The sequence below is a fragment of the Agrobacterium burrii genome, assembly GCF_017313405.1.
Classification (GTDB): Bacteria; Pseudomonadota; Alphaproteobacteria; order Rhizobiales; family Rhizobiaceae; genus Agrobacterium; species Agrobacterium burrii.
The window spans coordinates 357,784-378,158 of record NZ_JAFLNA010000004.1; the positions used below are offsets into that span (position 1 = coordinate 357,784).

At 58.8% G+C, this 20,375-nt stretch carries 15 protein-coding genes and 1 pseudogene; 6 read left to right on the top strand and 10 right to left on the bottom strand.

Annotated elements, in window-relative coordinates; translation table 11 throughout:
* Positions 1-42: 42 nt before the first annotated feature.
* The 8 genes and pseudogenes from purB to JZX89_RS10725 form a co-directional block, all read right to left on the bottom strand.
* A complete protein-coding gene (purB, locus tag JZX89_RS10690) occupies positions 43-1,350 on the bottom strand; it encodes an adenylosuccinate lyase (protein WP_207134026.1) in 1,308 nt (435 codons plus the stop codon).
* Between the two features lie 105 nt (positions 1,351-1,455).
* Positions 1,456-1,962: a hypothetical protein gene (locus JZX89_RS10695; protein ID WP_207134027.1), complete on the bottom strand. Its 507-nt coding sequence runs from the start codon at positions 1,960-1,962 to the stop codon at positions 1,456-1,458.
* A gap of 55 nt (positions 1,963-2,017) precedes the next feature.
* Positions 2,018-2,695, bottom strand: coding sequence for a ribulose-phosphate 3-epimerase (gene rpe, locus JZX89_RS10700; RefSeq protein ID WP_149897336.1), 678 nt, complete (start codon positions 2,693-2,695; stop codon positions 2,018-2,020).
* Positions 2,696-2,827: 132 nt separating this feature from the next.
* Positions 2,828-3,954, bottom strand: a pseudogene (locus JZX89_RS10705) (ABC transporter substrate-binding protein).
* An 842-nt stretch (positions 3,955-4,796) separates the two neighbouring features.
* On the bottom strand, positions 4,797-5,216 hold the full coding sequence (locus JZX89_RS10710; protein WP_207134028.1) for an NUDIX domain-containing protein: 420 nt from the start codon (positions 5,214-5,216) through the stop codon (positions 4,797-4,799).
* 13 nt (positions 5,217-5,229) lie between these two features.
* Complete coding sequence (locus tag JZX89_RS10715) at positions 5,230-6,741, bottom strand: DEAD/DEAH box helicase (RefSeq protein WP_149897339.1); 1,512 nt, start codon at positions 6,739-6,741, stop codon at positions 5,230-5,232.
* 219 nt (positions 6,742-6,960) lie between these two features.
* Positions 6,961-8,259: a M23 family metallopeptidase gene (locus JZX89_RS10720; RefSeq protein ID WP_153514047.1), complete on the bottom strand. Its 1,299-nt coding sequence runs from the start codon at positions 8,257-8,259 to the stop codon at positions 6,961-6,963.
* 224 nt (positions 8,260-8,483) lie between these two features.
* Positions 8,484-8,951 (bottom strand): peroxiredoxin, encoded by a 468-nt coding sequence (locus JZX89_RS10725; protein WP_207134029.1) that lies wholly within the window; start codon positions 8,949-8,951, stop codon positions 8,484-8,486.
* A 236-nt stretch (positions 8,952-9,187) separates the two neighbouring features.
* On the opposite strand from JZX89_RS10725, the gene JZX89_RS10730 reads away from it, so the two are divergent.
* The gene (locus JZX89_RS10730) at positions 9,188-12,571 is read left to right on the top strand and encodes a YhdP family protein (protein WP_207134030.1); all 3,384 of its coding nucleotides are present in this window, start codon (positions 9,188-9,190) and stop codon (positions 12,569-12,571) included.
* Between the two features lie 46 nt (positions 12,572-12,617).
* Here JZX89_RS10730 and tyrS read toward each other — a convergent pair whose 3' ends face one another.
* A complete protein-coding gene (tyrS, locus tag JZX89_RS10735; protein WP_207134031.1) occupies positions 12,618-13,871 on the bottom strand; it encodes a tyrosine--tRNA ligase in 1,254 nt (417 codons plus the stop codon).
* A gap of 149 nt (positions 13,872-14,020) precedes the next feature.
* Between tyrS and JZX89_RS10740 the strand changes: the two genes are divergently transcribed.
* Complete coding sequence (locus JZX89_RS10740; RefSeq protein ID WP_207134032.1) at positions 14,021-15,145, top strand: anhydro-N-acetylmuramic acid kinase; 1,125 nt, start codon at positions 14,021-14,023, stop codon at positions 15,143-15,145.
* Positions 15,146-15,384: 239 nt separating this feature from the next.
* Here JZX89_RS10740 and JZX89_RS10745 read toward each other — a convergent pair whose 3' ends face one another.
* The gene (locus JZX89_RS10745) at positions 15,385-16,062 is read right to left on the bottom strand and encodes an alpha/beta hydrolase (RefSeq protein ID WP_149897345.1); all 678 of its coding nucleotides are present in this window, start codon (positions 16,060-16,062) and stop codon (positions 15,385-15,387) included.
* A 211-nt stretch (positions 16,063-16,273) separates the two neighbouring features.
* On the opposite strand from JZX89_RS10745, the gene JZX89_RS10750 reads away from it, so the two are divergent.
* The 4 genes from JZX89_RS10750 (at position 16,274) to sufC (ending at position 20,375) form a co-directional block, all read left to right on the top strand.
* The gene (locus JZX89_RS10750; protein WP_207134033.1) at positions 16,274-17,443 is read left to right on the top strand and encodes a cysteine desulfurase family protein; all 1,170 of its coding nucleotides are present in this window, start codon (positions 16,274-16,276) and stop codon (positions 17,441-17,443) included.
* 198 nt (positions 17,444-17,641) lie between these two features.
* Positions 17,642-19,111, top strand: a complete 1,470-nt coding sequence (gene sufB / locus JZX89_RS10755; protein WP_149897347.1) for a Fe-S cluster assembly protein SufB — start codon at positions 17,642-17,644, stop codon at positions 19,109-19,111.
* A gap of 55 nt (positions 19,112-19,166) precedes the next feature.
* Positions 19,167-19,508 carry a GIY-YIG nuclease family protein gene (locus JZX89_RS10760; protein ID WP_207134034.1) on the top strand — a complete coding sequence of 114 codons (342 nt, stop codon included), beginning with the start codon at positions 19,167-19,169 and terminating at the stop codon, positions 19,506-19,508.
* A 111-nt stretch (positions 19,509-19,619) separates the two neighbouring features.
* Complete coding sequence (gene sufC / locus JZX89_RS10765; protein WP_149897348.1) at positions 19,620-20,375, top strand: Fe-S cluster assembly ATPase SufC; 756 nt, start codon at positions 19,620-19,622, stop codon at positions 20,373-20,375.

The window sequence follows — 20,375 nt, forward strand, 5'->3', positions numbered from 1 at the left end:
GCGATCAAGACCGCGACGGCATTAACTTTGGAGACCCCAAAATTATGCCTTGCCGAAGACGCGGGTGAAGATCGTGTCGACGTGCTTGGTGTGGTAACCGAGGTCGAACTTTTCACGGATCACGTCTTCAGGCAGCGCTGCGCGCACTTCCTCGTCGCCCAGCAGTTCTTCCAGGAAATCTGCACCCTGTTCCCATACCCGCATGGCGTTGCGCTGTACCAGACGGTAAGCGTCCTCACGGGAAACGCCGGCCTGTGTCAGCGCCAGGAGAACGCGCTGCGAATGCACGAGGCCGCGGAACTTGTTCATGTTCTTCAGCATGTTGTCCGGGTAGATCACCAGCTTTTCGATGACGCCGGCAAGGCGGTTCAGCGCGAAATCGAGCGTGACGGTCGTATCGGGGCCGATGGCGCGCTCCACGGAGGAGTGGCTGATGTCGCGCTCGTGCCAGAGGGCAACGTTTTCCATGGCCGGGACGACGGACATGCGCACCAGACGGGCAAGGCCGGTCAGGTTTTCGGTCAGCACCGGGTTGCGCTTGTGCGGCATCGCCGACGAACCCTTCTGGCCCGGAGAGAAGAACTCTTCGGCTTCCAGAACCTCGGTGCGCTGCATGTGGCGGATTTCGATGGCGACGTTTTCAATCGATGAGGCGATGACGCCAAGCACGGCGAAGAACATCGCGTGACGGTCACGCGGGATGACCTGCGTGGAGACCGGCTCAGGCGTCAGGCCAAGCTTTTCGCAGACATGTTCCTCAACGCGCGGGTCGATGTTGGCGAAGGTGCCGACGGCGCCGGAGATTGCGCCGGTGGCGATCTCGGCGCGGGCATTGACGAGGCGCTCGCGGTTGCGGTGCATCTCGGCGTAGAAGCGGGCGAAGGTCAGGCCCATCGTAGTCGGCTCGGCATGGATGCCGTGGCTGCGGCCGATGCGCACCGTGTCCTTGTGCTCAAAGGCGCGGGTCTTCAGGGCGATAAGCACGCGGTCCATATCGGCGAGCAGCAGATCGGCGGCGCGGACCAACTGGATGTTGAACGTGGTGTCGAGCACGTCGGACGAGGTCATGCCCTGATGCACGAAGCGGCTATCGGGACCGACGAATTCGGCGAGATGGGTCAGGAAGGCGATGACGTCGTGCTTGGTGACGGCCTCGATCTCATCGATGCGGGCGACGTCGAAAGTGGCGCTGCCGCCCTTTTCCCAGATCGTCTGGGCTGCCGACTTGGGGATCACGCCGAGGTCGGCCAGTGCGTCACAGGCGTGTGCCTCGATCTCGAACCAGATGCGGAACTTTGTTTCCGGCGACCAGATGGCGACCATTTCCGGCCGGGAGTAACGAGGGATCATGGCAATGACTTTCTTCGTAGAGAGGCTTGGCTTCGTAGAGAGGCTTGGCTTTGCGGGAGTTTTGCTGCCCGTTTAGCAAAGTGTTCCGGTAATCTCAATCTAAAGCTACATGGCTCGATGCGCCCGTCGGCAAAGGATTGCGCCCGCCAGCGCCAGCGGAACGACGGCAAGCGGAAAATAGAGGCCGAGGCCGAGAATGCAAAATTGGTAGATCGCGCCGAGCGAGGTGAATATCTGCTGGAAAAACCAGATGCGCGAAAAGGCTGGCGCGTGCCACTGCGCATAAAAGATGCGGTACTGGAAAGCGAAAAATGCCGCTGCGACTGCCAGGGTGAAGAATGCGATGGCGAAGCAGCTTGCCGCAAAGCGCAGGGGCAGGCTGGCAGAGGCGGGCAGGGAGCGCAGCGCCACCATGGCCAGCGGCCAGCCGAGAAGGCCGCCGCAGAAGAACAGCACAGTGATTTCGGCGGCATGGTCGGTTTCCAGCCGGTTTCTGAGATAGAGACCGAGAGCGGCGGTGGCCGCCGAACAGACGGCCCAGACAAGCGGGGCGAGGAGCGGGAACAGCGATGCCGATATTGTATTGCGGAAATCCTGCCTGTCGCTGTCCATCAAGCCCTCATCCAAACGCCCCGTAGTCCTGCTTCCGGCGTGTTCACTGCGTGGGTCAGGACCTTCCGGCCTCTGCCGCCGTGCGCAACAACGACACCGTCTTGCGGTAGTCTTCGACGCCATCACCCTTGAAGACCGCTGAGCCGGCCACCAGCGCATTGGCGCCGGCGGCAATGATCGCGCCGGCTGTCTGCGCCGTGACGCCGCCATCCACTTCAAGTTCGATCGGCCGGTCGCCGATCATCGCCTTTGCGGCGCGGATCTTGTCGAGCATGGCGGGAATGAATTTCTGGCCGCCGAAACCGGGATTGACGCTCATGATCAGGATGAGATCGACATCATCAAGCACGTTTTCGATGGCGGAAAGCGGCGTGGCGGGATTGAGCGTCACGCCGGTCTTCCTGCCGAGTGTACGGATGGTCTGCAACGAGCGATGCAGATGCGGCCCAGCCTCCGCATGCACGGTGATGCTGTCGCAACCGGCCTTGGCGAAGGCTTCGAGATAAGGATCAACGGGGGCGATCATCAGGTGGCAATCGAAAAAGGCATTGCTGTGCGGGCGAAGCGCCTTGATAACATCTGGCCCGAACGAGATATTGGGGACGAAATGACCGTCCATGACGTCGAGATGGATCCAGTCGGCACCCGCTTCCGTGACATCGGCGACCTCCTGTCCGAGCTTGGCGAAATTGGCAGCCAGGATCGACGGGGCTATCCGGATGGGCAGGGACATGGGGCAAACTCCTCTCGACGCGTTGCGTAAGCTGCCTTTAGCATCAAGTATCCGGGTTTGAAACGGCCTGCCGCGCGGTTGCCGGCGGTTTTCAGTATAGCGTCTTCAAATTTCCCGTAGCAACGGCTCTACCTATTGTTTTTCGGCTTTGTCCGCCGGTTCGAAGCGCTGGCCGTTCCAGCGCTGCAGGCGGTAGGGATTGTCCGAAAGCTCGTGCGAGGGATTGAAACCCAGATCGCCGATCACGGTTTTGAAGGCAGTGCCGGTCGCCAAAATTTCCGGCGCGGGTTTTGACTGCGCCTGCGCCGCTTCCGCGAGCGCTGCTGTCAGTTCTGCGGCCGCATAGGCGGGCAGAACATAGCCTTCCGGCTCGATGCCGGCGGCGCGCAATTCACCGCTGACGGCCTGTGCTGATGGCAATGTGTCATAGGCCGGGCGGGTGATGGCGAGCACATTTGCCGTGAGTGCTACGGGGGCGTTCGCCGCATTCATGGCGTCACCGCTCATGATGGTGAGGGGAATGTTCTCGGAACTGGCATCCCGGGCGACAACGGCAACGTCGTTGCGTTCCGCGCCGATGAAGACATGGGTGATGCCGGTTCGCGCCAGCCGGCGCACCAGTGCTACCTGCTGTTCCTGGTTGGGGCGCATCGTGTCGGTGAAGGTGGGTTTCAGCCCGTTTTCCTCCAGCTTCGAGCGAATCCTGTCGACGAGTTCGCGGCTGTAGATCGTACCGTCATCCACAAGTGCGATGGAGTGTCCTTTCCAGTCGCGCAGGATGATTTCCGCTGCCCTTTCCGATTCGGCCCTTTCCGAAGGGGCGAGGCGGAAAAGCGGCCAGCCGTATTTCAAAGCATCTTCCATCAGGATAGGTGCGCGGCTGGAGAGCGTGATGGCCGGGATGGCGGCCGCCTTCAGCGGCGGCAGAACGTCCTTGAGCGTTTCCGTGCACAGGAAACCGATTGCTGCGCTGACCTTGGCGGCCACAAGGCCATCGGCAACGGCGCCGCCGCTGCCATCTTCGCAGCTTTCATGGATTTCGACGACATCAAGCCCAAGTTTTGCGGCAGCGGCCTTCGCACCCTGCCGTACCTGCTGCCCCAGAAGCTCATATGGCCCGTTCTGCGGAGCAACAATGCCGATCGACGCCGCGCTTGCTGAGCCCGCAAAGGCAAAACCGGCGATGATCGTTAGCAGGCGAAGTGAAAGCATGACGTGCGCGAAATCCTGTTGTCCCGCTTGATGTTTATCGGCAACAAACGGTTTTCCAAAGGAAAAATCGCCGCAACCCCAGCATAATCGCATATCGTGCTGCGCGAGGCGACAGTTTGGATCGCCAGTTGTCCGATTCAGGGAAGCAGGGTCTCAAGACACGTTGCGGTTGTTTCTATCCAATATAATTGCGCGCCACTGTCTTCATGGCGGATTGATTTTTGCGGATCGGCAAGTCGCTCTTGCAACGCGCAAAGGAAGAAGTATCTCCATTGCTTGTTGAGAGGATTTTTACTTTATAAATCTGTAACATGCGGTGCGTATAAGCACAGTTTAGCAATGTCATGTTTGCCGTTTTGCCCTTTAAAGTGCAGATGCGAAATGTGCACATTTTATTTTCATATATTTAAATTATTGATATTTAACGTAAAAATTCACGTTTTTCATCTTCCGTTGATTTTTCTTCGTGTCTTTTTTCGCATTTGCGAGAAGATTTGCTTGACGGAAAGTAAATGTTTAGCTTAGATATACGTGTTTCAGGGGACGACTGAAATTGGCTGTAACAAGCCTCGGAAAGTGTTCCGATTATAAGCACTGCCAGACTATATTACATTCTATATTATATTATTTTCATTACGTATAAACCGCTTCGGGAAACTGGGGCGGTTTTTTACATGAAGCTAATTTAAGCAATTTAAAATTGAATTTGAAAAGCTTCACGCAAAGCTGTTCTCTTATTATTATATTTTCCGAAAAGAAATCGCTCTGCCGGATTGCCTTCATTGTAGGCAGGCGAGACTGCCGCCATTTTCGACCCTCCCGTTCCGGATTGACAGACCAGCGTCACCTGCGGCGGCGGCGCGCGTGCGGTCCCTTATTCGGCTCTGTTTCAGGATTTCAGGGCGGCCAGCGCGTCTTTCGCGAAGGCGGAAATGGGTGCAGGAAGATTGTCGGGATAAAACCAGCCGATATCGGAAAGCTTGTCCGGTTCGGTCAATGCCGGCTCGCCGTGCGTATCGTGGGCGACGAAAATCAGCGACACCCAATGGTGCCGCTCTTCGGTATCGATATATTCGCTGTGACAGAGAAATTCGACCTTGCCGATTGTCAGCCCGGTTTCTTCTTCGGCCTCTCGCCTTGCTGCAGCGAGGGAGGATTCGAGGTGATCCACCTTGCCGCCCGGAATACTCCAGTATCCGGCTTCCGGCGCTTTCAGGCGCCGGCAGAGAAGCAGCTGGCCATCGCGCAATATCGCAAGGCCAACGCCGACACCCGGAAAATCGAGCCCTGGTTTGATTGTCGGCGTCATATTGGTACTGGCCTCAGCCCTTGGCGTTGGCCACGATCAGCATGAAGGCGGGAATGTCGTCGCCGAAGCCGACCGGGGTCGGGCCATCATCATGGTCGCGATAGTGGCGGCGGCGCTCGCGGTTGTCGTCATTGGCGTGCAGCGGATTACGGGTATTGCGGTCGGAATTGCGCGGCGTCTTTTCCGGTCTGCGTTCTGCTTTCACCTTGTCGTCTCCGTGAGCCACGATCTCGGTAACCGCAGCGGATTGTGCATCCTGATTGATGTTTTCGACCGGCGACGTGGCCGTGTCGCGACGGTTTCTGTCGCGGCCCCTGCCGCCACGTTCCTTGCTGCCTCTGCTGCTGCGGCCGGAATTGCTCTCAAAGCTTTCCATGGGCGCGGGGAGAGTGGAAAGGTCACCGCTCAGCCACTCGATCTTTTCGCCGATCAGCTTTTCGATCGCGTCGAGATATTTCGCGTCGCTTCTGGTGACGATGGTGAAGGCCTTGCCCGAACGGCCCGCACGGCCAGTACGGCCAATACGGTGGACATAGTCTTCGGCATGAATGGGAACGTCGAAGTTGAAGACGTGGCTGACATCGGGGATATCAAGTCCGCGCGCTGCAACGTCAGAGGCGACGAGCAGCGTCAGATTGCCGTCCCGGAAGTTCTGCAGCATCGTGGTGCGCGAACGCTGGTCCATATCGCCATGCAACGCGCCGACGGAAAAGCCGTGACGGTCGAGCGAACGGAACAGTTCTGCGACATCCTTCTTGCGATTGCAGAAAATGATGGCGTTCTTGAGTTCGGCCTCTTCGGCGCGGACGAGATCGCGCAGGACCGCGCGCTTCTCATAGTCCTTGTTATGCGCAGCCACGATTTGCTGGGTCACGGTTTTTGCTGTGGAGGAGGGCTTGGCGACCTCGATACGCTCGGGGTTCTGAAGGAAGCGGTCGGCGAGCTTCTGGATTTCCGGCGGCATGGTGGCCGAAAAGAACAGCGTTTGCCGGGTAAAGGGAATCATCTTCACGATGCGTTCGATATCGGGAATGAAGCCCATGTCCAGCATGCGGTCGGCTTCGTCGATGACGAGGATTTCCACGCCGGTCATCAACAGCTTGCCGCGCTCGCAATGGTCAAGAAGGCGGCCGGGGGTGCAGATGAGAACATCGGCGCCACGCTCGAGCTTGCGATCCTGATCTTCAAACGAAACGCCGCCGATAAGCAGGGCGACGTTCAGCTTGTGATTCTTGCCGTATTTCTCGAAGTTCTCCGCCACCTGCGCTGCAAGCTCGCGGGTCGGCTCGAGGATCAGTGTGCGCGGCATTCTGGCGCGTGCGCGACCCTTTTCGAGCAGGGTGAGCATCGGCAGCACGAAGGACGCGGTTTTGCCCGTGCCGGTCTGTGCGATACCGCAGATATCACGCTTTTCGAGAGCGGGCGGAATGGCGCCAGCCTGAATGGGTGTCGGCGTCGTGTAGCCGGCATCTGCAATAGCGGAAAGAACTTTTTGGCTCAGGCCAAGATCAGAGAATGTTGTCAAAGGAAGAACTTTTTCCGTTCTGGTTCGGTAAGAACACCTGCGTGCCGCTGCGACACTTGCAAAGACTTGGCGCGGGGATATGCCCAAATTGCCGGAAAGTCAAGGAAACAACGGGAAATGCGCGCGAAACGTCGCGGTTCTGACGAGGCTTTTTGGCCTGTGGCGCGGTTTCGGCCGATTTATCGTAAAAAGCGCAAAAAAAGCGTTAAAATAGGCCCATCATTTTAGGTAGGTTTTCAGCTCCGCCCCGGCGACCAGAAACCGCATCGGATCGACGGGCGTATCGTTGCGGCGCACCTCGTAATGCACATGCGGACCGGTCGAACGACCGGTGCTGCCGGCGCGGCCGATTATATCGCCGGCCTCGACTTTTTCACCGGCCTTAACGAGGATCGCGGAGAGATGGCCGAATCGCGTCGAGACGCCCTGACCGTGATCGATCTCGACCATATTGCCGTAACCGCCGGAATTTTCCGCCACCGTCACCTTGCCCGCGCCGGTGGCTTTGACGTCCGCGCCGGTTTCGGCGCGAAAGTCGATGCCGGTATGCAAAGCGGGCCGCCCCAGAAACGGATCCATCCGGTTACCGAACCGGCTGGTTATCGTTCTGCCGGGAGCGGGGTTGCCGAAGGGCAGGGCGGTTGCGGTTTCCTTGACGATGTCCAGCCGGTTCAGCGCATTGTCGAGATTGGTCAGCGACAGGTTGAACGGGTCGGTTTCACTGCGTTCGGGCGCCGCATAGGGACCGCCGATATCGTCCGTGCCGCTTTCGTCGATTTTCAATCCGGCCTGCCGGATGATGTCCTGCATCGCGCTTGCCTTGTCTTCGGCATCGTTGGTCAGCCTGGCGATGCGCGATATCTGCTGGCGCTCGATATCCTTCAGCGAAATTGTCACTTTGGAAAATACCCGATCGGCCCGGTCCGACGGTGTTTCGCCCGATTGAGGCACGTAGGCGGCGCGTCTATCGGTTGCGGCGGGCTCTTCCCGCTGCGGCTTGCGCGGCGCCATCAGCGTTTCAATTGCTGAAAGTCCGCCCGTCAGGTCGGCGCGTTTTTCCGGCGCCATGGCGTTTGAAAGGGAAGAGGGCGCGGCGGGTGTGGCGGCGATGCCGGAATTTTCGGCGCGCTCCAGCAACTCGCTCATGCGCCCGTGTCTGGAGGTCAGCGCCGCCTGCTGTTCCAGCAGCTTTTCCACTTTCTTTTCAACAACCTGCTGGTCAAGCAATTGCCGGGAGGTGACGCGGTCGACCTGCGCCCTGAGCGCTGCGATACGGTCTTCATAATCATTCTGCATGCGGGTCTGGCGCGCCATGGTCGCACCTATCAGGTCGTCACGCAGGATAAGGTAGCCGGTAGCGCCGAGATAGCCGAGCGAAAACAGGCCAATGGTGCAGCCGGCAAGAGCGGCCATCCACGGCCGAATGGTCATATGCCGAACCTTCTCGCCGCTCGCCAGAATAAGGACGTGTTGCGACCGCTTTTTGCCGAATACCCGGTTTTCCGCTGTATCAGTCAAAATCTCTCTCCGGACTGGCCGATTTCTCACAGGAAATCATAATTCGTTAAGGTTAACGAAGTTTTGCCGGAAGCAATTTTCAGCGCTTGTGTTGCGTTGCCGAGAGCGGTTTTGGCTGTGGCTGACGGCGGTCAGCGAGCGGCAAAAGGACGGCGTCAGACCGGCCTCGCCACACCGCACCGCGAGATGATTTTGAAAGGGGGCGTCACACGACAGCTCCGCCTTCAGAGTTTGCGTGCAGCCTCAAGCACGGCCTGTGCGTGGCCCGCAACCTTCACCTTGTTCCAGATTTCCGTGATTCTGCCGTCCGGCGCGACGAGGACAGTGGTGCGTTCGACACCCATGTATTTCTTGCCATACATGCTTTTTTCCTTCCACACGCCGTAAGCTTCGAGCGCCTTTCTCTCCTCGTCGGAGGCCAGCATGACGGACAGCGCGTGTTTTGCGGCAAATTTGTCGTGGCTTTTGACGCTATCAGGGGAAATGCCGATGACGACGGCATTGGCGGCCTCGAATTCGCCGCCCAGCGCGCTGAAGTCGATCGCTTCTGCGGTGCAGCCCGAAGTATCGTCCTTCGGGTAGAAATAGAGAATGACGGCCTTGCCTTGAAGTTTGGACAATGTCACCGTTCCTTCACCGTTGCGGGGCAAAGTAAAATCCGGAGCAGGGCTGCCAATCGTCAAGTCTGTCATAATCTACCTTTCTTTCGCCGGGATGTTGAGTGAAAGTCGCCACATTCGATATATAGCGAAACCGCGCGTCGTCCAGATCACGATTGAGATTTCAGGCCGAATTCACCTGTAATCTGAATCGTCATCTGGGTTAAGGAACTTAGAGCGGCGTTCCAGACGAAAACCGCTTACACTTTTCGCCATCCCGCTGCGGTGTTGCGGCGAAACAAAAGCTATTCAGGGGCAAGCACGGGCGTATGGCTGAAGTCAGGGGTGAAAAGGTCAAGTTCGGCAGGCGCGATATCATTGCCCTGCACGATCTCCCTTCGGCACAGGCCGAAGATCCCATCATCGTGCATTGCCCGGCACCGCGTTCCATGGCGCGCGCCTTTATCAAGATTTTCGCGGCTCTCTTTGTGCTGGCCTTCCTCTCCATTGGCGGCATCATTGTTTCCGTCGAGACGGGATCGATCGACAAGACGCTTTCCAGCCAGGCGCAACAGGCGCTGGAGAGGGCGCTTGGGCCGCACTACAGCGCCCGGATCGGCTCTTCGGCCATAAGATTCTCTACTGGCTTGCGGCTGGCGCTGGTGGCTGAGGATGTGGATATCGTCGAGAAGGAATCCGGCCAGCATCTGAGCCGGGCGCGGGCGATCGGCATGGCGCTCGATCCGCTTGCGCTGCTGATCGGCCGCATCTCGGTGCAAAGCCTTGAAGCCGACGGTATGGAACTCGATACGGCGCTTTTGCCCAAGGGCAACGGTTTTGATCTTTCCAATATCAAGCTCGACGCCGTACCGCAGCAATTGCAGGGGGCGTTCCAGCAACTCGACAAACTCGCCCAGGCTTTCCTCAGCAGCGGGACCGAAGAAATCGATATTTCCAGCGTTTCGCTGCATCTGCCGCCCGGTGAGCTTGGAAAGCCGCGCACCATCGAGATACGCGAGCTGTCGCTGACACCCGACCAGCAAGGCGGTTATTCGCTTGATGGCGAGACGCTGTTTAACGGTGAAATCGCCAGCGTCTCGCTCAAGACATCGGGATCGGGCGGTATGATCGATGGCTTCCAGGCCCGGATCGACGGTTTTGATATCAGCCCGTTCCTTGAAAAATTCGATCCGGAAGGCAATCTGCACGAGGGGCTGAACGTCAAGACCGGTGTCAGCATCGTCGCCCGCCGCGGCGTCGAAGGGCATGAGCCGAGGCTCGACGTCTCGGTCGGCATGGGCAATGGAACGCTTTTGATCGGTGGCGAGGCGCAGCCATTTACGGCGAGCACCGTCAATGCGCGCTATGATTTTCAAAAAAGCACCCTTGTGATCGAAAATTCGCGGGTGGAGCTGGGTCGAACCATCATTCCGGTCACAGGCGAAATCAGGGATACGGAAGAGGGTTTCGGTCTTTCGCTGCGGATAGACAACGGGATTGCCTCATCCGAGGCCTCTGGCGAGGAGCCGGTTTCCTTCAACGTGAAGGCGGATGGAAAGTATACGGCGGCTACAAAGCAGCTTGAGGTGCCCTCTCTTTACGTCAGCGGTCCGCTGGGAGACATGGCGGGATCGCTGAAACTCCGCTTCGGAGTAGGGTCGCCGGAAATCAGCTTTGTGGGACAAATCCCGAAAATGGAGGCTACGGCCGTCAAGCAACTCTGGCCGTTCTGGATGGCGCACAAGCCGCGTGAATGGGTGGTATCCAACCTTTATGGCGGCACGGTCACCAATGGCTCGATTGCGGTCTTCATTCCGCAGGGGCGGATGTGCGGCCCCGGTTGTCCGCTGGTGCTCGGCGAAAGCGAAATGCAGATCCGCTTTGATATCGACGATACGCGGCTCAACACCACCGGCGATATTCCGCCGCTGCGTGATGTCGATGCGCATTTCAATATGGTCGGCGGCGGCATGACCGTCGACATCGAGCGGGCGACATCCTATTTCCCGTCCAACCGGTCGCTTGCGCTGGAGAATAGCCGGTTCCTCATCTCCAACGTTTATGACAAGCCACTGCTTGGAAATGTCGAGTTGAATGTTGCCGGTGCGGCCGACGCCGTTGCCGAGCTTGCGACGCTGAAGCCGATCAACGCGTTGAAGGATACGCAGTTCAAACCGGAAGATTTCACCGGTGACGTGAAGGCCAGTGCGAAGCTGACCGTCGGTTTGCTGTCCAGCCAGAACCCGCCTCCGCCGGTGTGGACGGCCGATCTGGACCTGAAGAACCTGTCGCTGACGAAGCCCTTTGCCGGCCACAAGGTGACGGCACTTGACGGTTTCATGGCGTTGAACGACCGGCAGCTCAAGCTTCAGGGCAAGGGCCGTGTGGACGACGTGCCGATGGATATCGAGATGACGGAGCCGGTGCGCAAGAACGGCGATGTCCCCCCGACGCTTTCACTAAAAGCGACCTTGAACGAAACGCAAGTCGCCAAGCTTGCGCCGGAACTGTCTTCGGTTCTTGGTGGTACGACGGTGCTGGAAGTCGATGGCGCGGATTCGAAACGTCAGGATATCCGGCTCGATCTGACCAAAGCGTCGATCATTCTGCCGGGGCTTGGCTGGAGCAAGGGCATCGGCATTCCGGCAAAAGCCGCCTTCACCACCGAGACGGTGGATGGCCGCACGACGATCAGTGATTTCTCCCTCGACGGGGATGGTTTCGGCGCAGCCGGCGATATCGCCTTCAGCAAGAACGGGCTGATTTCAGCCGATCTCAGCCGTGTGCAGCTGTCGCCCTCCGATAATTACGCCGTTTCCGTCGCTGCGTCCAAAAACGGCTATATCATCAACGCCTCGGGAAAATCGGCGGATGTCCGGCCGTTCCTTTCGAAACTGCGCAGTTCTTCCGGCAGCGGTGACGGCACATCGCGCTCGCAGCCCTCGCTTGCCATCAAGACGCAATTCGACAAGGTCTATGGTTTCAACGATGAAATCCTTGGCAATGTCAGTTCCGATATCAGCGTCCGGGACGGCAAGGTGCGTTCGATCGATTTTCGCGGCGTGACCGGCAACGGCCAGGCGGTGGTGGCGCAGACCACCAATCGCGGCGCGACGGGAACCGTGACGCTGACCAGCAGCGATGCCGGTTCGCTTGCCCGTTTCGCCAATATCTACAGCCGCATCCGCGGCGGCCTTCTCAATCTGGCGCTGACGACCGCCAATGGCAGCGACTGGAGCGGCTCGCTGGACCTGCGCAACTTCGCCGTGGTCAACGAGGCGAAGTTGCAGGACATCGTCACCACACCGGCGGGTGACGACGGCAGGAGCCTCAACAATGCAGTTCGCCGCAACATCGATGTCAGCTCGGAAAAGTTCCAGCGCGGTTTTGCCCGGCTCGTTTACGTCAATGGTTCGGTAGCAGTGGAAAACGGCGTGGTGCGCGGCGAGCAGATCGGCGCGACCTTCCAGGGGCTCTTGAAGGACCAGAACGGCCGCATGGACATGACCGGCACCTTCATGCCTGCTTATGGCCTGAACCGTCTGTTCGGCGAGTTGCCGTTCATCGGTATCATTCTCGGCAACGGCCGCGACCGGGGCCTGCTCGGCATCACCTTCAAGCTTTCCGGCCAGACTGACCAGCCGAAGCTGACGATCAACCCGTTGTCGCTGATCGCGCCGGGTGTTTTCCGGCAAATCTTCGAGTTCCAATAAAAAGGGCCGCTTTCGCGGCCCTCGATAACAGGTTTGGTGCGAGCTTTTACGCCGGGCGAACCAGAACATGCTTCTTTTTGCCGACCGAAAGCTTGATGACGCCGTCGCCGGTCACTTCACCGGTGCCGATCATCTGGCGCTCATCCGAAACGCCCTGGTCGTTGATCTTCACCGCGCCGCCCTGAACGTGGCGGCGGGCTTCGCCGTTCGAGCCGGCAAGGCCGGCGCGGACGATGAGCGACAGGACGCCGACGCCGGCTTCGAGTTCGGAGGCCGGAACCTCGATGGAGGGCAGGTTTTCAGCCAGCGCGCCTTCCTCGAAAGTCTTGCGCGCGGTTTCAGCAGCCTCTTCGGCTGCGGCGCGACCGTGCAGGATCGCCGTTACTTCCGTTGCGAGGATTTTCTTCGCTTCGTTGATTTCCGAGCCGCCAAGCGCTGCAATGCGGGCGATCTCATCCATCGGCAGCGTGGTGAAGAGCTTGGCGAAGCGAACCACGTCCGCATCTTCTGTGTTGCGCCAGTATTGCCAAAAATCATAGACCGGCAGCAGATCCTTGTTCAGCCACACGGCACCTGATGCCGACTTGCCCATCTTCGCACCCGAAGAGGTGGTCAGAAGCGGCGAGGTCAGCGCATAGAGCTGCGGTGTCCCCATGCGGTGACCGAGGTCGATGCCGTTGATGATGTTGCCCCACTGGTCCGAACCGCCCATCTGCAGACGGCAGCCGGTGCGCTGGTTCAGCTCCACGTAATCGTAGGCCTGCAGGATCATGTAGTTGAATTCGAGGAAGGACAGCGACTGTTCGCGGTCGAGACGCATCTTCACGCTATCGAAGGACAGCATGCGGTTGACCGAGAAATGGCGGCCGACATCGCGCAGGAATTCGAGGTAGTTCAGCCCGCGCAGCCAGTCGGCATTGTTGATCATCAGCGCCGGGTTTTCCGCGCGGTCATAATCGAGGTAGTTGGCGAAGACGTGCTTGAGCGAGGTGATATTGTCCTCGATCATGTCGATCGTCATCAGCTTGCGTGCCTCTTCCTTGAAAGAGGGATCGCCGACCATGCCGGTGCCGCCGCCCATCAGCGAGATCGGCTGGTGACCGGTCTTCTGCATCCAGTGCAGCATCATGATCTGGGTGAGGTGGCCGACATGCAAACTCGAAGCCGTCGGGTCATAGCCGATATAGGCGGTCACGGTTTCCTTGGCGAACAGTTCGTCGAGACCCGACTCGTCGGAGATCTGGTGAATGAAGCCGCGCTCGTCGAGCGTGCGGAGGAAATCGGACTTGAACCTGGACATGACCTTTTTCTTTCTGGTTTGATCTTTGCTGTCATTGAAAGCCAATGAACGCCGGGGGCTTTACCATTGTTTTTTGAAATGTGCACCCGTTTCGGCCATGAATATGAGGATTCACGTCATCATGATTCGATATTGCAAGGGAGCGGCGCGTGGGCGAGGTCAAAACGGCAATCGGGCTGATGAGCGGCACATCGATGGACGGTATCGATATCGCCCTGTTGCGCACGGACGGCGAAAGCGTGGTCCGGCATGGGCCGAGCGGTTATTTTCCCTATGATTCCGGTCTGCGCGCCATCTGGCAAAAGGCGCTGGTCACGGCCAAATCCATTCGCGAGAGACGCGAGCGCCCCGGCGATCTTGGTGACGCCGAACTCAAGCTGACGCTTGCCCATGCGGCGGCGGTCAAATCCTTTCTCAATCGTCACCGGCTTCAGCCTGGCGATATCGACGTCATCGGTTTTCACGGCCAGACGGTGCTGCATCGGCCAGACGAGGCGCTGACGGTGCAGATCGGCGACGGCGCGCTGCTGGCGGAAGAAGTTGCCATCGATGTGGTCTATGACATGCGCGCCAATGACATGGCGCATGGCGGGCAGGGCGCGCCGCTCATTCCAGCCTATCACGTGGCGCTTTCCGCCAATCTGCCGGATGGGTTTGAAACGCCCGCCGTTTTCGTCAATATCGGCGGTATCTCCAACCTCACCTATATCGGCGAGGGAGGCCGGCTTGCCGCCTTTGACAGCGGCCCCGGCAATATGCTGATCGACCAGTGGATCGAGGCGCATACGGGACAGGCTTTCGACAAGGGAGGCCGGACGGCGGCGGGCGGCAGCGTCGTTTCCTCGCTGGTGAAGCGCTACATGGAAAGCCCGTTCTTCTCGGCCAATATCCGCCGCTCGCTCGACCGCAGCGATTTTGTGCCGCCGCAGAAGGGTGAGGTGTCGCTTGCTGATGGCGCGCGCACGCTGGCGCATCTGACGGGAGCGGCGATCCTCAAATCGGCGGGCTATCTGCCGGAGGGGGCGAGGACTTATGTGGTTTGCGGGGGCGGGCGGCTCAACCCGGTGATTATGGAAGAGTTTGCGAACCTTGCTGCGAAACAGGGCGCTAAGGTTATCGCGGCGGAAGAGGCGGGTTTTGACGGCGGGGCGATGGAGGCGGAGGCCTGGGCCTATCTGGCGGTGCGTTCGCTAAGGGGACTGCCGCTGACCTATCCCGGCACGACGGGGGTGACTGAGCCGGTGACGGGTGGGGTTTTGGTGCGATCCCCATGAAGATCATATTATAAGACGGTGGGTGGGCTTACCCCCCTCTGTCCTGCCGGACATCTCCCCCACAAGGAGGGAGATCGAATCGTGGCGACCTTCCGGCCATCTTTAACCTAGCAGTGTAGTCGAGGAGCAGGCCCCTTGCCGATCTCCCCACCTGTGGGGGAGATGCCCGGCAGGGCAGAGGGGGGTAAGCCCCACCCGCCATCGATAACCGTGACCTGCCTAAACTATACGCCCCCAAATCACCGAATACGCTTCGCCGCCGGTTCCGGCACCAGCTCACCATTCAGGCGACGGTCGAGATAATCCTCGCATTCGCCCATCAGCTCATCCACCTTGCCGTTGAAGAAGTGGTTGGCGCCGGGAAGCGTGCGGTGGGTGATGAGGATACCCTTCTGGGTCTTCAGCTTTTCGACCAGACCGTTGACGTCCTTTTCAGGTGCAACCTTGTCGGCATCGCCATTGATGATGAGGCCGGAGGATGGGCAGGGGGCGAGGAAGGAGAAGTCGTAGGTGTTGGGCTGCGGCGCAATCGACATGAAGCCTTCGATTTCCGGGCGGCGCATCAGAAGCTGCATGCCGATCCAGGAGCCGAAGGAATAACCGGCGACCCAACAGCTTTTCGAATCGGGATGCAGGCTCTGCACCCAGTCGAGGGCGGAAGCGGCATCGGAAAGCTCGCCGGCGCCGTGGTCGAACTCGCCCTGGCTGCGGCCGATGGAGCGGAAATTGAACCGGAGCGTCGTGAAACCACGCTTCTGGAAAAGATAGAACAGCTGATAGACGATCTGATTGTTCATCGTCCCGCCGAACTGCGGGTGCGGATGAAGAATGATCGCTATCGGCGCGCTCTTTTCCTTGGAGGGTTGATAACGGCCTTCGAGGCGACCCGCAGGGCCGTTAAAGATGACTTCGGGCATAGGTACTCCGGTCGTGTTTTTTCATTCTCCAACCGCATTCTTCCAATGAGAAGACTTGACGAACTGTGTCATCTTTTCTAGAACGCAGTTTAGAATAATTCGAAACTTTGCGTGTGCTTAAGCACTCGGGTCGTGTCATAAGGCAAGCGCAACTGTAATTTCAAGAAAAATGCGTTTTTGCGCATTGAAGATTGGATAAAGCCTCACCGCCATGACGGTTTTGACGCGTACATATATGGACTTTAACGCCACGGCGCCGCTGTTGCCCGCCGTGCGGGATGTTCTTGTCTGCGCGCTCGATGTGGCTGGCAACCCGTCCTCCGTTCACCGGGAAGGGCGCGCGGCCCGCACGGCCGTGGACGCCGCCCGCCGCGAGGTCGCGGCATTGGCCGGGGCTGAGGCATCCCACGTCACCTTTACCAGCGGTGCGACGGAAGCGGCCAATCTGGTGCTGACGCCTGAATTCAGGATGGGGCGCGCTCCTGTCCGCTATGGCCGGCTTTATGTCTCCGCCATCGAGCATCCCGCTTTTCGCGAAGGTGGCCGTTTCACCAAGGCTGACGTTACGGAAATTCCCGTTACGTCAGCGGGCGTGATCGATCTTGCGGCACTTCAAGCGCTGTTGTCTTCCCACGACACGTCCACCGGCTTGCCGATGGTCGCCTGCATGCTGGTGAATAATGAGACGGGCATTCTTCAACCCGTGGCGGAAGCGGCGCGGCTGGTGCATGCGGCTGGCGGATTGATAGTTGTTGACGCCGTACAGGCCGCTGGACGGGTTCCGCTCGATATCAATGCTCTCGATGCCGATTTTCTCGTCATCTCATCCCACAAGCTCGGTGGTCCCAAGGGCGGCGGCGCCCTCATTTCGCGCGGCGAGGTGATGATGCCGAAGCCGCTGATCCATGGCGGTGGGCAGGAAAAGGGACATCGCTCGGGTACGGAAAATACCCTGTCCGTCATCGGTTTTGGTGCCGCTGCCGCTGTTGCGGCCCGGAATGTGGAGATTGAAGCGGCGCGTCTTGGCGCTCTGCGGGCACGGCTGGAAGACGGCATGCGGATGAGTGCGCCTGACGTGATCATTCACGGCGAGGATGTTGCCCGCGTCGGCAATACCACATTTTTCACCCTGCCGGGCCTGAAGGCGGAGACGGGGCAGATCGCCTTCGATATTGAAGGTATCGCGCTGTCTGCCGGTTCGGCCTGCTCATCCGGCAAGGTGGGGGAAAGCCATGTGCTGAGCGCGATGGGGCGCGATCCGAAGCTCGGCGCGCTCCGGATTTCGCTTGGCCATGCGACTGACGAGGCGGACATAGAACGGACGCTTGCGGCGTTCACGAAAATTGCCGGGCGGCGCAAGCTTTCCGGTCAGGCCGCGTAAAATGCGGCAAAGAATTGCGGAATCGCAAATTTCCGCTTGCCGGGATGTGTGAAAAGCGCCATCCCGCACCTACATGGGTATAAGCTCCGCCCCGGCTGACGGCTCGGAACGATTTGCCCGAAGATCAATAAGGCGGCTTTCCGCCTTGATACGTTGACAAGCCACCGGACCTTGGCTCCGGCGAGATTGGAGAACGACATGGCAGCGGTTCAGGAAACGATCGATCAGGTACGCCAGATCGATGTGGACCAGTATAAATACGGCTTCGAGACAAACATCGAAGTCGACAAGGCCCCCAAGGGCCTTTCGGAAGAGGTGATCCGCTTCATCTCGGCCAAGAAGCAGGAGCCGGAATGGATGCTGGAATGGCGTCTTGAGGCTTACCAGCGCTGGCTGACGATGGAAGAGCCAACCTGGGCGCGGGTCAATTACCCCAAGATCGACTTCAACGATCTCTATTATTACGCGGCACCGAAAAGCACGCCCGGCCCGAAGTCGCTGGACGAGGTCGATCCGGAGCTGCTGAAGGTTTACGAGAAGCTCGGCATTCCGCTGAAGGAACAGGAAATCCTCGCCGGCGTCGAACAGCGCAAGGTTGCGGTGGATGCCGTGTTCGATAGCGTGTCCGTCGTCACCACCTTCAAGGCGGAACTGGCGAAAGCCGGCGTGATCTTCATGTCGATTTCCGAAGCGATCCGCGAATATCCTGACCTGGTGAAGAAATATATCGGTTCTGTTGTTCCGCCGACGGATAATTTTTACGCGACGCTGAATACGGCTGTCTTCACCGACGGTTCCTTCGTGTTCGTGCCGAAGGGTGTTCGCTGCCCGATGGAGCTTTCCACCTATTTCCGCATCAATGAGAAGAACACCGGCCAGTTCGAGCGCACGCTGATCATCGCCGAAGAGGGGGCTTACGTCTCCTATCTGGAAGGCTGCACCGCACCGCAGCGCGACGAGAACCAGCTTCACGCCGCCGTGGTAGAACTCGTGGCGCTTGATGATGCCGAAATCAAATATTCGACCGTCCAGAACTGGTATCCGGGCGACAAGGACGGCAAGGGCGGCATCTACAACTTCGTGACCAAGCGCGGCGATTGCCGTGGCGACCGCTCGAAGATTTCGTGGACGCAGGTGGAAACCGGCTCGGCGATTACCTGGAAATACCCGTCCTGCATTCTGCGCGGTGATGACAGCCGTGGCGAGTTCTATTCGATCGCGGTTTCCAACGGCCACCAGCAGATCGACAGTGGCACCAAGATGATCCATCTCGGCAAGAACACGTCGAGCCGCATCATTGCCAAGGGCATTGCTGCCGGTTTTTCGGAAAACGTTTATCGCGGCCAGGTCTCGGCCCACCGCAAGGCGACCAACACGCGTAACTTCACGCAGTGCGACAGTCTGCTGATCGGCGACAAGTGCGGCGCGCATACCGTGCCTTATATCGAGGCGAAGAATTCTTCGGCGCATTTCGAGCACGAGGCGACGACGTCGAAGATTTCCGAAGACCAGCTGTTCTACTGCCTGCAGCGCGGCATCCCGGAGGAAGCGGCGATCGCGCTGATCGTCAACGGCTTCGTGAAGGAAGTCATTCAGGAACTGCCGATGGAATTTGCCGTGGAAGCGCAGAAGCTGATCGGCATTTCGCTGGAAGGAAGCGTGGGTTAAGTTTTCCTCGTCATCCTCGGGCTTGTCCCGAGGATCTGCTGCGGTGGATGTTAGGATGAGTGGCTTCGTCTACATGATGTCTGATAAACCGCGCGGGGTAATCTACACCGGTGTTACCAGCGATTTATCTGGACGAGTATGGGAGCATCGAAACGCTGAACGGAAGGGTTACACCGAAAAATACCGGGCGAAAAATCTGGTCTGGTTTGAAACCCACCCGAACATCGTTTTGGCAATCCAGCGGGAGAAATCATTAAAGCGCTATTTTCGAGAGTGGAAAATAAAGTTGATCGAAGAGCTGAACCCAACGTGGCTCGATCTTTTTGAACGCATCGACGACATCGAAAATGCTTATACGCCGCATCCGAATACGCTGGCGTCGGATGACTACAATTGACGTGATTAGATCCTCGGGACAAGCCCGAGGATGACGAATGTGAAAGTTGAGACAGGCCCATAGGGTCTACGAGGCGGTCCTTGAAACCGCACCATGAACAGGAACAAAACCATGCTTGAAATCATCGACCTGCACGCAAAGATCGCCGATACCGAAACCGAGATCATCAAGGGTCTCAACCTGAAGGTTGCCGCCGGTGAGGTTGCCGCCATCATGGGGCCGAACGGTTCCGGCAAGTCGACGCTGTCCTACATCCTGTCGGGCCGCGAAGATTATGAAGTCACCTCCGGTGACATTCTTTACAACGGCGAAAGCATTCTGGAACTGGATGCCGCCGAGCGTGCGGCCAAGGGCATCTTCCTTGCCTTTCAGTATCCGGTCGAAATTCCCGGTGTTGCCACCATGCAGTTCCTGAAGGTTGCGATGAACGAGCAGCGCAAGGCGCGCGGCGAGTCCGAGCTGACGACGCCCGACTTCATCCGCCGCGTCAAGGAAGCTGCCGGCGATCTGAAGATCGACATGGACATGCTGAAGCGTCCGCTCAACGTCGGCTTTTCCGGCGGTGAGAAGAAGCGCGCTGAAATCCTGCAGATGGCGCTTTTGGAGCCGAAGCTTTGCGTTCTCGATGAAACCGATAGCGGTCTCGACATCGACGCGCTGAAGATCGTGGCTGACGGCGTCAACGCGCTGAAGTCGCCGGATCGTGCCGTCGTGGTCATCACCCACTATCAGCGCCTGCTGGATTACATCGTACCGGACAGCGTCCACGTCCTCTACAAGGGCAAGATCATCCGTTCGGGCGACAAGGCTCTGGCGCTTGAACTGGAAAACAATGGCTACGCCGACATCATCGGTGAAGCGGCCTGA

Excerpts from the sequence above, each read along its gene's own strand:
- rpe (WP_149897336.1), bottom strand. The coding sequence starts at position 2,695 with ATGTCCCTGCCCATCCGGATAGCCCCGTCGATCCTGGCTGCCAATTTC.
- JZX89_RS10760 (WP_207134034.1), top strand. The coding sequence starts at position 19,167 with ATGAGTGGCTTCGTCTACATGATGTCTGATAAACCGCGCGGGGTAATC.
- JZX89_RS10695 (WP_207134027.1), bottom strand. The coding sequence starts at position 1,962 with ATGGACAGCGACAGGCAGGATTTCCGCAATACAATATCGGCATCGCTG.
- tyrS (WP_207134031.1), bottom strand. The coding sequence starts at position 13,871 with ATGTCCAGGTTCAAGTCCGATTTCCTCCGCACGCTCGACGAGCGCGGC.
- sufC (WP_149897348.1), top strand. The coding sequence starts at position 19,620 with ATGCTTGAAATCATCGACCTGCACGCAAAGATCGCCGATACCGAAACC.
- JZX89_RS10750 (WP_207134033.1), top strand. The coding sequence starts at position 16,274 with ATGACGGTTTTGACGCGTACATATATGGACTTTAACGCCACGGCGCCG.
- JZX89_RS10730 (WP_207134030.1), top strand. The coding sequence starts at position 9,188 with ATGGCTGAAGTCAGGGGTGAAAAGGTCAAGTTCGGCAGGCGCGATATC.
- JZX89_RS10725 (WP_207134029.1), bottom strand. The coding sequence starts at position 8,951 with ATGACAGACTTGACGATTGGCAGCCCTGCTCCGGATTTTACTTTGCCC.
- sufB (WP_149897347.1), top strand. The coding sequence starts at position 17,642 with ATGGCAGCGGTTCAGGAAACGATCGATCAGGTACGCCAGATCGATGTG.
- JZX89_RS10745 (WP_149897345.1), bottom strand. The coding sequence starts at position 16,062 with ATGCCCGAAGTCATCTTTAACGGCCCTGCGGGTCGCCTCGAAGGCCGT.
- JZX89_RS10710 (WP_207134028.1), bottom strand. The coding sequence starts at position 5,216 with ATGACGCCGACAATCAAACCAGGGCTCGATTTTCCGGGTGTCGGCGTT.
- purB (WP_207134026.1), bottom strand. The coding sequence starts at position 1,350 with ATGATCCCTCGTTACTCCCGGCCGGAAATGGTCGCCATCTGGTCGCCG.